Origin of the sequence: Ornithinimicrobium sediminis, assembly GCF_021272345.1 — a bacterium.
Classification (GTDB): domain Bacteria; phylum Actinomycetota; class Actinomycetes; order Actinomycetales; family Dermatophilaceae; genus Ornithinicoccus; species Ornithinicoccus sediminis_B.
This window is the reverse complement of sequence record NZ_JAJSDQ010000001.1, coordinates 735621-748769: the sequence shown is the minus strand read 5'-3', so window position 1 is coordinate 748769 and position 13149 is coordinate 735621. Positions and strand designations below refer to the sequence as shown.

At 71.4% G+C, this 13149-nt stretch carries 13 protein-coding genes; 2 read left to right on the top strand and 11 right to left on the bottom strand.

Annotation, left to right across the window (positions count from 1 at the left end):
* Nucleotides 1-9: 9 nt before the first annotated feature.
* From LVO85_RS03440 to LVO85_RS03405, 8 genes are all read right to left on the bottom strand, one after another.
* Nucleotides 10-363: a cation:proton antiporter gene (locus LVO85_RS03440; protein ID WP_232745986.1), complete on the bottom strand. Its 354-nt coding sequence runs from the start codon at nt 361-363 to the stop codon at nt 10-12.
* Nucleotides 363-623 (bottom strand): monovalent cation/H+ antiporter complex subunit F, encoded by a 261-nt coding sequence (locus LVO85_RS03435; RefSeq protein WP_232745985.1) that lies wholly within the window; start codon nt 621-623, stop codon nt 363-365. The genes LVO85_RS03440 and LVO85_RS03435 overlap by 1 nt, the downstream gene beginning before the upstream one ends.
* Complete coding sequence (locus tag LVO85_RS03430; RefSeq protein ID WP_232745984.1) at nt 620-970, bottom strand: Na+/H+ antiporter subunit E; 351 nt, start codon at nt 968-970, stop codon at nt 620-622. The genes LVO85_RS03435 and LVO85_RS03430 overlap by 4 nt, the downstream gene beginning before the upstream one ends.
* Nucleotides 967-2481, bottom strand: coding sequence for a monovalent cation/H+ antiporter subunit D family protein (locus tag LVO85_RS03425; RefSeq protein WP_232745983.1), 1515 nt, complete (start codon nt 2479-2481; stop codon nt 967-969). The genes LVO85_RS03430 and LVO85_RS03425 overlap by 4 nt, the downstream gene beginning before the upstream one ends.
* Nucleotides 2478-2816, bottom strand: a complete 339-nt coding sequence (locus tag LVO85_RS03420; protein ID WP_232745982.1) for a sodium:proton antiporter — start codon at nt 2814-2816, stop codon at nt 2478-2480. The genes LVO85_RS03425 and LVO85_RS03420 overlap by 4 nt, the downstream gene beginning before the upstream one ends.
* On the bottom strand, nt 2813-5758 hold the full coding sequence (locus LVO85_RS03415) for a DUF4040 family protein (protein ID WP_232745981.1): 2946 nt from the start codon (nt 5756-5758) through the stop codon (nt 2813-2815). Before LVO85_RS03415 ends, LVO85_RS03420 begins: the two co-directional genes overlap by 4 nt.
* Nucleotides 5759-5867: 109 nt before the next feature.
* On the bottom strand, nt 5868-7511 hold the full coding sequence (locus LVO85_RS03410) for an ABC-F family ATP-binding cassette domain-containing protein (protein WP_232745980.1): 1644 nt from the start codon (nt 7509-7511) through the stop codon (nt 5868-5870).
* Nucleotides 7511-8512, bottom strand: coding sequence for a magnesium transporter (locus LVO85_RS03405; protein ID WP_232745979.1), 1002 nt, complete (start codon nt 8510-8512; stop codon nt 7511-7513). The genes LVO85_RS03410 and LVO85_RS03405 overlap by 1 nt, the downstream gene beginning before the upstream one ends.
* Nucleotides 8513-8661: 149 nt before the next feature.
* Here LVO85_RS03405 and LVO85_RS03400 point away from each other — a divergent pair, with 149 nt between their 5' ends.
* Nucleotides 8662-9414 carry an SDR family NAD(P)-dependent oxidoreductase gene (locus LVO85_RS03400; RefSeq protein WP_232745978.1) on the top strand — a complete coding sequence of 251 codons (753 nt, stop codon included), beginning with the start codon at nt 8662-8664 and terminating at the stop codon, nt 9412-9414.
* Between the two features lie 47 nt (nt 9415-9461).
* On the opposite strand, the gene LVO85_RS03395 is transcribed toward LVO85_RS03400, so the two are convergent.
* The 3 genes from LVO85_RS03395 to LVO85_RS03385 form a co-directional block, all read right to left on the bottom strand.
* Entirely contained in the window at nt 9462-9650 is a 189-nt protein-coding gene (locus LVO85_RS03395; RefSeq protein ID WP_232745977.1) for a hypothetical protein, read from the bottom strand.
* A 105-nt stretch (nt 9651-9755) separates the two neighbouring features.
* Nucleotides 9756-10055, bottom strand: coding sequence for a WhiB family transcriptional regulator (locus tag LVO85_RS03390; RefSeq protein ID WP_232745976.1), 300 nt, complete (start codon nt 10053-10055; stop codon nt 9756-9758).
* Between the two features lie 252 nt (nt 10056-10307).
* Nucleotides 10308-12128 (bottom strand): polysaccharide deacetylase family protein, encoded by a 1821-nt coding sequence (locus tag LVO85_RS03385; protein WP_232745975.1) that lies wholly within the window; start codon nt 12126-12128, stop codon nt 10308-10310.
* 356 nt (nt 12129-12484) lie between these two features.
* On the opposite strand from LVO85_RS03385, the gene LVO85_RS03380 reads away from it, so the two are divergent.
* A complete protein-coding gene (locus tag LVO85_RS03380; protein ID WP_232745974.1) occupies nt 12485-13126 on the top strand; it encodes a DUF3159 domain-containing protein in 642 nt (213 codons plus the stop codon).
* The last annotated feature ends 23 nt before the right edge of the window (nt 13127-13149 follow it).

Below are 13149 nucleotides of genomic sequence, written 5' to 3'. Positions count from 1 at the left end.
CTCCGGCGCTCACGACCTGGGCGGGTCGGCGAGCTCGTTGGGGGAGGTGTCCGGGTCGATCCGGGCTCCGGACCGGTAGGCCGAGCGGCCCAGCGTGTTGCTGGCGACCGAGGAGACGATGATGAATCCGGTGATGGCGATCAGCACCTTGACCAGGTCGTAGAGGTCGAAGCCGGTGAGCTGGACGTCCTTGACGAACACGCCCGTCACGATCATCGGCAGGCCGAGCCCGGTCGCCGGGCTGAGCACGTTGACCCGGCTCAGGGCGTCGTCCACCCGCAGCATCGCCACGGCGCTCAGGAGCACGAGCCCCGCGCCGCCGATGGTCAGCACCCCGACCACGACCGTGATGAGCAGGTCCATCAGCGTCGCCCCCTGGTGAGGATGCGGGCCAGGGCGATGGTGGCCAGGATGCCCAGCAGCGACGCGATCGCCGCCACGTCGAAGATGACCGACAGCCCGAAGACCCACGCGACCAGCAGGAAGATGCCCACGGCGCAGAAGTAGACCAGGTCGGCGACCGCGGCCATGCTGGCCTCGTCCGGGGCCGTGACGAGCCGGACGAGGCCCACGACGGCCGCGAGGGAGAGGATGCCGACGCCGACCCAGGCGATGGCGATCATGAGGCATCCCCCCCGCGGGTGGCGCGCAGCAGGCGCCTCTCCATGTCGCGCAGCCCGGTCAGGACGTCCTCGCGGGTGCGGTTGTACATCGAGTGCACGAAGAGGGTGGCCGGGGAGCTGCCGTTGGCCGGGGTGATGCCCAGGGTGAGGGTGCCGGGGGTGATCGTGATGGAGGAGGCCATGAGCGTGATCTCCGCGTCGGTGGTGCACGCCATCGGGAACTCCACGATCATCGGGGTCGCGCCCTTGCGGGGGGTCAGGATGTCCCGTGCGACGTCGAAGGAGCCGGTGAGCACCTCCTTGGTGATGAAGAGGCCGTAGCGCAGCCCGTGCCAGGGGTGGATCATCCGAGCACCGCCTCGGCGTAGGGCGTCAGCTCGGTCAGGTTGGCCGAGGCGCGCAGGGCGAGCGGGATGAGCCACCCGGCGAGGAGGAACATCGCCAGCTGGGCCACCACGAGCACCGCACCGGGTGCGGCGATCACCCAGCCGATCCTGACGTCCTTGGGCAGGGGCACCCGCCGGCCGCGGCCCGTGCGCGGGCTGTCGGGTCGGTAGTTCTCCATCTGGGGCCCCCAGAAGACGCCGGACCAGAGCTTCTGCAGGGCGATGAGGCTGCCCAGGGCGGCCACGCTGATGATCGTGATGAAGGTCCACGCCTGCCAGGCACCGGCGGAGGCGGAGGCCTGCATCAGCCCGACCTTGCCGAAGAAGCCCGAGGAGGGCGGCAGGCCGACGATCGACAGCAGGGCCAGTGCGTAGGCCGCGGCCACCCACGGGTCGCGCCGGGCGAGCCCGGCCAGCCGTTCGTAGCGGCCGCTGCCGTAGGTCTGCTCGATGGCGCCCGAGGTGAGGATGAGGGCTCCCATCGTGATGATGTGGTGGATCATGTAGAAGATGCCGGCCGCCAGCCCGAGCTCGGTGAACAGGGCCAGCCCGAGCAGGATGTGCCCGACGCCGCTGACCATCTGCCAGGCCAGCGCCCGTCGCATGATGTGCTCGCCGAAGGTGCTGTAGGCACCGACCATGATGGTGACGCCCACGACGACCGCCAGCACCGGGGCCCAGGCGGCCTCGCCGTCGTGCGTCGTGGAGTAGATGCGGTAGATCGCGTAGAGCGCGACCTTGCTGTGGACCGCGGAGAACAGCGCCATCACGGCGGAGGAGGTGGCGGGGTAGGACCGGGTGAGCCACCCGTGCACCGGCACCACACCGGCCTTGACGCCGAGGGCCAGGAGCACCACGGAGATGGCCAGGGACACCCGCGGGTCCTCGCCGGCCACGCCCACCAGCTCGGCCAGGTTGACCGTGCCGGCCGTCGCGTAGACCAGGCCGACCCCCAGCAGCAGGATGGTGCTGGTCGTCAGGTTGACGACCACGAAGAGGCGGCCGATGCCCAGCCGCCGCCAGGTGCCGGTGACCGCGATGAGCGCGTAGGACGGCAGCAGCATGACCTCGATGAACACGAAGAGGTTGAAGAGGTCGCCGGTCAGGAAGGCGCCGTTGACGCCCCCGCTCATCATCAGGGCGAGTGCGGGCACGAACCGGAGACGGTCCTCCCCGGTCAGGGTGAGGTAGACGGCCGTGACCATCGTCGTGAACGAGGTCACCGTGATCATCAGGGCGGAGAAGGTGTCCGAGACGAACGGGATCGAGACACCGGCCGGGAAGGCACCCACGTTGTGCGCGATCACGGGGGTGCTCTGGTGCTCGACCAGCAGCAGCACGCCGGCCACCGTCACCAGCGCGGGGGTGCCGATGAGCAGGACCCGCTGCACGACGACGCCGCGCACCAGCACCGCGACGGCGGCGACGGTCAGCGGCAGGACCGCCAGGAGCGGGAGGAGGGGAGCGGTCATCGGTCGTGGAACTCCCCGGTCTCGGGCATGCGCTTGGTGTCGTCGTTGTGGCCGATGACGGCGAGCGCCAGCATGAAGACGGTGATCGCGAAGGCGATGACGATGGCGGTGAGCACGAACGCCTGGGGGAGCGGGTCCGCGGCCGTCTCGAGGTCGAGGCGGTCACCCAGAGGCTCGCCGCGCCAGGCGCTCACCCCGGCGCTGAGCAGGATGAGGTTCGCGGCGTGCGCCAGCAGCGCCAGGCCGAAGATGATGCGCACCATGCCGCGCTGCAGCATGAGGTAGACGGCGCCGGCGACGAGCACGCCGATGGTGATCGGGATGACCCAGGTCATCGGCGTCCGCCTCCTCTGAGGGGTGGGGTGTCGGAGGCCAGGAATGTGGTCCTGCGCCCCGGGCGCTCGCCGCGCACGGTGTCCATCGGCCCGGGCAGCTCGCCCTCCACCTGCTGGTCCGCGCGCTCCCGGGTGTGCTCCTTGCTGTCCTGTGCGGCGCCGAGCAGGTTGAACGCACAGATGACCAGCCCCAGCACGGCGAGGTAGACCCCGACGTCGAAGATGAGCGCGGTGCCCACGCCGTAGCCGAGGATGTAGCCGCTCTGCGGCTCCAGGAAGGAGCCCAGGAACGCCAGGCCGTAGAGCCCGGCCCCGATCGCCGTGAGCACGCCCCCGGCGATGAGGTAGACGGGCAGGCGCGGGGGCCCGACGGCGTGGTCCTTGGCCGCGGACAGGTAGACCAGGGCCACGATGGCCGAGCCGACGAGCGCGGCGATGAAGCCACCGCCGGGGGCGTTGTGCCCGCGCAGGAAGAGGATCGCGGAGATGAGGGCCAGCAGCGGGGTGACGGTGCGCACGAGCAGCTGCAGCGGCACGGCGTTGCTCCACGACTCGGTGATCGCGCGGTATGCGGTGGAGCCGGGCTCGCGCAGCGGCACCTCGGGCGCGGGCACGTAGCTGCGGTCGTCCTCCGGGGGCGGGTCGACGTCGGCGTCCCGGATGGTGGAGAGCACGGCGATGATGGCAACGCCGGCCATGCCGAGCACGGCGAGCTCGCCGAGGGTGTCCAGGGCGCGGAACTCCACCAGGATCGTGTTGACGATGTTGTCGCCACCGGTCTCGGCCGGGCCCTCGTTGAGGTAGTACTGCGCGACCGGGGTGCGCTCGCGCCGGCCGGTGAGCCCCCAGGTCAGCAGGCCGGCTGCCACACCGGTGACGATCGCGAGCCCCGCGGCGGCGGACTGGCCGTAGCGCGGGGCCCGCCCGAAGCGCAGCGGCAGCTTCTGCAGCACGAGCATGATCATCAGGATGGTGAGCGCCTCGACCAGCAGCTGGGTCAGGCCGACGTCGGGTGCCCCGAGGGAGAAGATCTGCACGGTGACGGCGACGCCGACGGCCGAGAGGCTGACGGTCGCGGCCAGCCGGGAGTCGGCCGTGACCATGCCGACCACGCCGCCCACGATGACCACCAGCATCATGAGGTCGATCGGCCGGCCCAGGTCGGGGGTGAGCGGAGCCAGGCCGACGGTGGCCATCACGGCGGGCAGGCCCGCCAGGGCGACCAGGCTGAGCATGACGAACTGGGGGGCGACGTGCCGGGTCGGGTGGTCGGCCCGGACCGTGCGCACCAGCACCCGGCCCAGGGTGCTGAAGGCCCGCACCATCCGCGTCATCACCCAGGCGCCGTCGACGTTGAGGGTGTCGTGCTCGGCCCAGGGCCGCAGCCTGGCGCGGTTCATGATGAGGACCACGCCGATCGCGATGATCGCCAGCGACAGCCACAGCTCGAGCACCAGCCCGTGCCAGAGCACGAAGTGCGGCTCGTGGTCGCTGTCCGGCAGGGCGGCCTGCACGGCATACCCCACAGGGTTGTCGAAGACCCCGGCGACCAAAGCGAGGGGGACACCGACGAGGATCGGCAGCGCCGCGGGCAGGAGCAGTGACGGCTGCGCCTCGTGGACCACCAGGTCGTCGCGGTCCCCGTCGACGAACGCGCCGAAGACGATCTTGGCGCAGTAGGAGAACGTCAGCACCGAGGCGCCCACGGCGCCGAAGAGCGCGACCCAGCCGACCCACTCCGGGCCGGGGGCCTCGCGCATCGCCGTGAAGACGGACTCCTTGGAGACGAACCCGAGCAGGGGTGGGATGCCCGCCATCGAGGCACAGCCGATGACGACGGTGGCGAAGGACCACGGCATCTGCTTGCGCAGGGCGGGCAGGCGCCGCATGTCACGCGTGTGGGCGGCGTGGTCGATGACACCGACCATCATGAACAGGCCCGACTTGAAGAGCGCGTGCGCGATGACGTGCAGTGTGGCCGCAGCGAGCGCGTATCCGGTGCCGACGCCGATGGTGGCCACGATGAGGCCGAGCTGGCTGACCGTGGAGTAGGCCATGAGCTTCTTGAGGTCGGTCTTCTGCAGCGCGAACCAGCCGGCCATGGCGCACGTGAACAGGCCGGTGAAGATGAGCGTGTAGTTCCAGACCGGCGTCTCGTGGAAGGCCGGCGTGAAGCGCATGAGCAGGAAGATGCCGGCCTTCACCACGGCGGCGGCGTGCAGGTAGGCGCTCACCGGCGTGGCCGCGGCCATGGCGTCGGGCAGCCACACGTGGAAGGGGAACTGCGCCGACTTGGTGAACGCGGCCAGCAGCACCAGCACCGCCATGACGGTCGTGAAGGTGGGGTCCTCGTCCCAGACGGGGTGGGCCAGGACCTCGGTGACCGAGGTCGTGCCGGTGCGGGCGATCATCGCCACGGCGGCTGCCAGCATCGTGAGGCCACCGACGAAGGTGATGATCATCGTGCGCAGCGAGGCCAGCTCGCCGCCGTAGCCGGAGCGGGCGATGAGCAGGAACGAGGCGAGCGACGTCAGCTCCCACGCCATGAAGAGCAGGATCAGGTCGTCCGCGAGCACCAGGCCGACCATGGACAGCGTGAAGGCCGCCATGACCAGGTAGAAGCTGAGGTGACGCCCGTCGTGCAGGTAGCGCGCCGAGTAGAAGAAGACGACCGCGCCGATGACCAGGGCGATCATGGTGAAGACGACCCCGATGCCGTCGGCCTGCAGGGCGAAGTTCACCCCCAGGTCGGGCACCCACGCGGCGGAGTAGGTGACCGGCTCCCCACGGAGGACGGCAGCGGCGGCGGGCAGGAACACCGCGGTGGCCACGAGGTAGATCACGCCCAGCGGATAGCCCGCGTCCCGGCCCAGGTAGCGCGTGCACGCGGGCGCCACCGCCACGGCGACCGCGACGACGAGCAGCGTCCACAGCAGCGCCATACGTCAGGTCTTCCGGGCTCGCGCGGCGCGCTGAGTCGTCGACGTGGGCCCGAACATGCGCCGTACTGTAGCAATCAGCACGTCAACGGTAGGAACTGTGAGAGGGCGCTCACTCCTCGTGCAGGCGGCCGCTGCTCAGATGCCAGCGCCGGGTGCTGCGCACGCCCTGCAGCATCCGGCGGTCGTGGGTCACCAGCAGCACCGTGCCGCCGAAGCAGTCCAGTGCCTGCTCCAGCTGCTCGATGGCCGGCAGGTCGAGGTGGTTGGTCGGCTCGTCGAGCACCAGCAGGTTGGTCTCGCGGGCCTGCAGCAGGGCCAGCGCGGCGCGGGTGCGCTCCCCGGGCGACAGCGACGCGGCGGGACGCGTGGCCCGGTCACCGCCGAGACCGAACTTCGCGAGCAGCGTGCGCACGTCGGCGTCGGCGAGGTCGGGCACCGCGTCGCCGAAGGCCCGCACCAGGGGCAGCGGGCCGAGGAAGAGACCCCTGGCCTGGTCGACCTCACCGACACGCACCCCCGCACCCAGGCCGGCCCGCCCCTCGTGGAGCGGCACCGTGCCCAGCAGGCTGCCGATGAGGGTGGTCTTGCCGGAGCCGTTGGCGCCCGTGACGACGACCCGGTCGGCCCAGTCGACCTGCGCGTCCACCGGGCCGAGCGTGAAGTCGCCGCGCTGCACGACGGCACCGCTCAGCGTCGCCACGACCGATCCGGAGCGGGGGGCGCTCGCGATGCTCATGCGCAGCTCCCACTCCTTGCGCGGCTCATCCACGACGTCGAGGCGCTCGATCATCCGCTCGGTCTGCCGTGCCTTGGCGGCCTGCTTCTCGCTGGAGTCGACCCGGAAGTTGCGGGTGACCTTGTCGTTGTCGGTGGCCTTGCGGCGGGCGTTGCGCACGCCGACCGTCATCCAGGCCCGCTGGGTGCGGGCCCGCTGTTCCAGCGACGAGCGGGTCTCGGCATACGTGTCGTAGGCCTCGCGGGCGTGCCGCCGCGCCACCTCGCGCTCGTCGAGGTAGCGGTCGTAGCCGCCGGAGTAGACCGCGACCCGGCGCTGGGCGAGGTCGAGCTCGACCACCGTGGTGACGGTGCGCGCGAGGAACTCGCGGTCGTGGCTGACGATGACGACCGGGGAGCGCAGACCGGCGACATACCGCTCCAGCAGGTCGAGGCCGTCGAGGTCGAGGTCGTTGGTGGGCTCGTCCAGCAGCACGACGTCGTGCCGGGACAGCAGGAGCGCGGCGAGCCCGGCCCGTGCCGCCTGCCCCCCGGACAGGGTCACCATCGGAGCCTGCGGGTCGACGTCGGGACCGACCTCGGCCAGCACCTCGGCGCGGCGCTCGTCGAGGTCGGCCCCGCCCAGGGACAGCCAGCGCTCCAGCGCGGCGGAGTAGGCCTCGTCGGCTCCCGCGGCCCCGTCCGCCAGGCCCTGGGCCCCGGAGGCCACCGCGGCGTCGGCCTCCGCGACACCTGTGGACCGGGCCAGGTAGGCCTCCACCGACTCGCCGGCCCGGCGCTCGGGCTCCTGCACCAGCAGGCCCACGGTCGCGGTCGGCGGGTCGAGCCAGACACTGCCCTCCTCCGAGGACAGCTGTCCGGCCAGGATGCGCAGCAGGGTGGACTTGCCCGAGCCGTTGGCGCCGACGAGCCCCACGACGTCACCGGGACCGACCACGAGGTCGAGACCGGCGAAGAGCACCCGTGCGCCGTGCCCGGCCGCCAGGCCCCGGGCCGTCAGGACCGCGCCGGCCGCCATCACGCGCCCCCGAGCAGCAGGGCCGCGACCACGAAGTAGATGAGGAGGGAGAGCAGGTCCTGCAGCACGGTGGCCAGCGGGCCGCTGCCGTAGGCGGGGTCGCGCCCGGCGCGCGTCATCAGCCACGGCAGCGCCATCGCCACCACGGTGGCCACCGCACACGCGGCCATCAGGGCGATGGACACCGCCAGGGCGAGGTCGAAGGAGCCCATCGCCCACCAGACCGCGGGCAGGGAGACCAGCGCGACCAGCACGCCGAGGGCGAGCCCGGTGAACAGCTCGAGGCGGAACATGCTGCGGATGGTGATGCCCACCGACTGGCCGCGGATGGCCAGCGCCACCGTCTGGGTGCCGATGGCGTCGGCCATGTAGACCACCCCCGGGATGAAGAAGGCCAGGCGCACGTCCGCCGCCAGCTGGGTCTCGAAGCGGTCCATGAGCAGCGCGGCGAGACCAGACCCCAGCAGGCCGACGACGAGCCACGGGGCACGCAGGCGGATCCGCTCACCCAGCGGCGCCTCGCTCGCGTGCCGGGCCGTGGCCTGCGAGGAGATCACCCCGGCCAGGCGGAAGACGTCCTCGTCGTGCTCCGCCAGCAGCACCCCCAGCAGCCGCGCCGGCGGGACCAGGCCCCGGAACGTGCCGTCCTGGCCCACGACCGCCAGGCTCGACTCGCCCTGGTGCACGGCCTTCCACGCCGCCTCCTCCTGGGGCAGCCCAGGGGCGACCACCGGCGGGTCGGCATCCATGAGCTCCGAGGCCGGGCAGTCGTCGGCGGCGGAGAGCAGCCGTTCGGCCGGGACGAGACCGACCAGCCGCGTCCCGACGCAGACAGCCACGTCGGCCACGCTCTCGTAGTGGTGGCCGTGCAGGGCCAGGCGCACGTCCCCCGCTCGCGCATCCGGTGCACAGACCGGCACCCGGACCGCGAGGTACTGCTCGATCGACCCGGGCAGGAGGGAGTCCGCGTCCTCGACGGCGGCGGGCTGGGGTGTCGTCATACGGTCAGTGTCTGCCTCTCGGCCACCCAGGGCCAGCGCCTCCCCGAGCAGCCCGGATTCCGGGATGGGCGCCGGCCAGCCTGACTAGACTGAGGTGTGCACTGCTGTGCATGTTGTCCGCCCGACAGGGCCCGAGAAGGAGAAGTCCTATGCGAGTGAAGGGCAAGAACGTCATCGTCACCGGAGGCGCCAGCGGCATCGGCCTGGCCAGCGTCGTGCGCTGCCTGGAGGAGGGCGCCCACGTCGTCATCTCCGACCTCCCGGACAGCGCGGGGGCCGAGCGCGCCGCGGAGCTGGACGGCACGCACGGGGGGCGCTGTCTGTTCACGCCGTGCGACGTCACCGACACCGCTCAGGTGGACCGCCTGTTCACCACGACGGTCGAGGAGCTGGGCAGCGTGGACGCCGTCTTCGCCAACGCCGGCATCGGCGGGATCGGCCCGTCCGACCAGGTGTCCGACGAGGACTTCCTCCGGGTCGTCGACGTCAACCTGACCGGTGTCTTCAGGGTGGCCCGGGCTGCGCTGCGCGTCATGTATGCCCAGGGCAGCGGCAGCATCGTCAACTGTGCCTCGATCCTCGGCATGGTCGGCCAGTCGCAGACCGCTGCCTACAGCGCAGCCAAGGGCGGGGTGGTCAACCTGACCCGTGCCCTGGGCATCGAGGCGGCACCCAAGGGGGTGCGGGTCAACGCCATCGGCCCCGGCTACATCGACACCCCGCTGCTCGCGGCGCTGGACGACGAGATGCTGCAGGGGCTCATCAGCATGCACCCGATCGGGCGGCTCGGCCGTGCCGAGGAGGTGGCCAACGCGTTCCTGTTCCTCGCCAGCGACGAGGCCAGCTTCATCACCGGCACCACGCTGATGGTCGACGGCGGCTTCACCGCCGGCAAGTCGTAGGCCGTCGGCACGTCAGGTGACGCGGGTGCGCTCGCGTCCCTGTGGGCTCAGAACGGCACCTGGGTCGCGAGCAGCCCGGCGGCCGGTGCGCGCCCGCTGACCGCGCGACAGAGCTCGAACGGGTCCATCGCGATGTGCTCGCCGTGCCCACCGTCGCCCTCCTGCCCGCGTCCACCTGCCGGCCCGGTTGTCTGACCGCACCAATGCACGCCGCAGCAGATGCACATCGGCGTCATGGTCGACGACCTCGAGGAGGCGGAGAAGCCCGTCAAGGAGCTCGGCGCGACCACGGCTGTCGGCGGCTCGACGGACGTGGCGGTCGCCGCCTTCGGGCAGCCCCGCTACCCGGCGTCCCTGCCGAGGAGAAGAGCGTCCGCGTTGTCAGCACGGATGGTCTTGCGGTCCTTCTCGGTCATGCCGCCCCAGGTGCCGTATGGCTCGTTGACGCGCAAGGCGTGCTCGCGGCACTCCTCCAGGACGGGGCACCGGCGGCAGATCGCGAGGGCTCGGGCCTCGCGCCACCGGCGGGCAGGACCTCGTTCGGCCTCGGGGTGGAAGAAGACCTCCGGCCCGGTGAGCCGGCACAGTCCTCGGCGCTGCCACTCCCACAGGGTGGCCTCGGGTGCGGGCTGAGCGCTCATGCGGATGGGTCCGTCGGATCGTCGGCGGACCGGGCCGCTCGCGTCGAGCCTGCTGTAGTCACGTGCCTCACGGGGACCCCCTGGGCGGTGTGGTGGATCGACCGCGTGCCGGGGTCCGGGGCAGGTGCCGAGAAAACTCTCAGCGTAGTCGCTCGGCCCGGTGAAAGCCACCCTTGACCGGCGCAGAGGTGCGACATCGGCCAGGGACTCGCGGACTACTCCAACGACGCCACCGAGAAGTAGGGATCGACCCTAGGGGGTGGCGAAGAGCTGGTCGATGGTGACGAGCACGTAGCCCTGACCGTGGAGCCACTCGATGACCGCGGGCACCGCGTCGGCGGTGGTGGGGTGGACGTCGTGCATCAGGATGATCGCGCCGGAGGTGGTCTGTGATTGGACCGTGGCCAGGGTCGTCGCCGGGTTCTTGTGCTCCCAGTCGCGGGTGTCCACGTCCCACAGCACCTGGGTCAGGCCACGGTCGGCGGCGATCGAGCGGACCGTGGCGTTCGTCGCGCCGTAGGGCGGACGCATCGCCCACGGCTGGATGCCGGTGGCTGCGGAGATCGCCGCGTTCGCGTCGGCCAGCTCATCCCGGATAGCGGCCTGCTCCAGACCGGGCAACGAGGGATGGGTCATGGTGTGGTTGCCGATCTGGTGTCCCTCGGCGGTGATCCGGGCGGCCAGGTCGGGGTAGGTGTTGACGTTGCTTCCGATGACGAAGAAGGTGGCCGGCACGCTGTAGGCCGCGAGGGTGTTCAGGACCCGCTCGGTCGGGCCCGGTTCGGGGCCGTCGTCGAAGGTGAGCGCGACACAGTCGTCCACCGCGCAGTTCACCCCCTGCCCCGGAGGTGCAGTCGGCTCCGGGTCAGGAGTGGAGGTCGGGGACTGCGGGTCCGTCAGAGTCGCGCCGCTGATCCAGCCGGTCCCGTCGTCCAGGTAGACCCAACCCCGGCTCATCGTGCCGGTGATCGTCGTGCCCTCGGCAGCCCCGCCGACCACCGGGTAGTCCGTACCCGGGCCGGTGCGGATGTTCGCGCCGGCCGCTGCCGAGACCACCCAGGTGCCTCTCTCACCCGAGGACGGGCTCGGCACAGGATCCGGCGTCGGGTCCGGCTCCGACGTCGGACTTGGCGTCGGACTCGGTTCGGAGGTGGGCTCTGGTGTCGGCTGGGGCTCTGACGTGGGCGTCGGTGTCGGCTCGGGCTCGGAGGTGGAGGTGGGGCTCGGCGTTGGTTCCAGGGTGGGGACCTGGCCGACCAGTGGCACCAGCGTGGCCTCTCGTGCTGCCTGGCCGAGGTCGGTCAGCCAGCCGTCGTCGTGTGCCTGGGGGAAGGTCACCGCAGGTGCGCCCTGGTATGACGGGGCTACGGCACCCTCCTCGAAGCCCACGAGCAGCTCGCCGCTCTCGGTGAAACCGAGCAGGGCCGCTCCCTGCTCCAGGAGCTCCTGGGCGGCGTCCGGGTCGAAGCCGGTCAACGGCTCCTCGAGCCGGGACAGGACCGCCTCGGTCAGTCCCTCCCGGTGCTCGGCGGCGATGAGGTCCGCCCAGGACAGCACCTTCTCCTCACGGGGGTCGAACCACGCTGTCTCCCGGGACCGGTGAGCCTCCTGACCGTCGTTCACCAACGTCTCGAGACCAAACCCGATCACCTCCTCCGACGCGCCGATGATCGTCAGCCGCCCGCTCAGCGAGGGCCGCCCCGCCACCTCGCCCCGGTCGGCAAGCATCTGCCGGTGTTCCTCGACGCGCTCGTCGGCCCACCGGCGCAGGTTCTCGTTGAAGACCGGGTGGTCCTCCAGCTGCGGGGCCGACAGGTAGATCCGGTCCTCCCAGTCAGTGACGGTGTGCAGGCCCAGGCCGGGGACACTGGCCGGGGAGGCCTCGGCCAAGCGCGGCCACTGGTCGGGCTGGGCCTGGTCGGGACTGGGCGGGGGCGCAACCGTCGCGTCCGGCACCGCCGATGCCGTCGTCGAGGACGGGCTCGAGGTGATCGGGACCTCTCCCGAGGGGTCATCGTCCGAGGTCGGGGAGCACGCCGCAACGCTCAGCGCCGCGATCACGGCAGGCGCCACCAGGCGGTGCACCCTCCGTAGACCCGGCCGCGGCCAGCTGACCGAGAGCCCCGGTGCACGCGCCCCATGCCCAGTCAATCCATGGCCGGTCTGGATAGGCGTCCGCATACGGACTCACGCTAGGGCAGGGCGCGTGGACCGCTGCAACTGAGCTGGGTCCGCATCGCACAACAACGGCACCACCTGCCCATGCACGACGGGACAGATTCTCAACCTGGTGGTGCACGGCTCGGGCGTTGGTCGGATTGTCCGTCGTCGGGCACGGCGGGGCCCGTTCGACGTGAGGGATCGTGCCGTGCGACGGTGGCATGGGTACAAGGCCATGGCGGGAACCTGGAGGAGGGGCGCAGGCGCATATGGTGCAGACCGTCGAGGGTAAGGTCCGAGCCGAGCTGGCGCACCGCCTTGGTGGGCTGCGTGGGTCCGTGGAGACCGCGCTTCCGCTCGTGGTGTTCGCCCTCGTCTACGTCACGACCGACGAGACCTGGACCGCGGTGCTGGCCGCCCTGGTCACGGCTGTTCTCGCCTACGGGATGCGGTTGCTGCAGCGCTCGGAGACGACCTTCGTCCGGCAGGGGCTGATCGGCATCGTCGTCGCCGTGGTGTTCGTCTCGATCACCGGCGAGGCTGAAGGCGCCTTCCTGCCCGGGCTGTTGCGCAGCGGCGGCTGGGCGCTCCTGCTGGGCATCTCTCTGCTGGTCCGCTGGCCTGCCGCCGGGTTCGTGATCGGCGCGGTCCTGGACGACATCACCGGCTGGCGCAGCAACCCCGCGATGCTCAGGCTGGCTGACCGTCTCACCCTGGTCCTCCTGGCGCCCATGCTCATCCGCCTCGCCGTACAGGTACCGCTGTACCTGACCGGTGAGGTGAGCTGGCTGGCCATCAGCCGGGTAGCCCTGGACTGGCCGCTACACGCCGCCACCCTGGCCGTGGCCGGCCTCATCCTGGTGCGCGGCAGGACGCCGCTACCCGATGACAGTGAACCGATGCCTGACTGAACGACCCCGCCAGATGTGGGGTC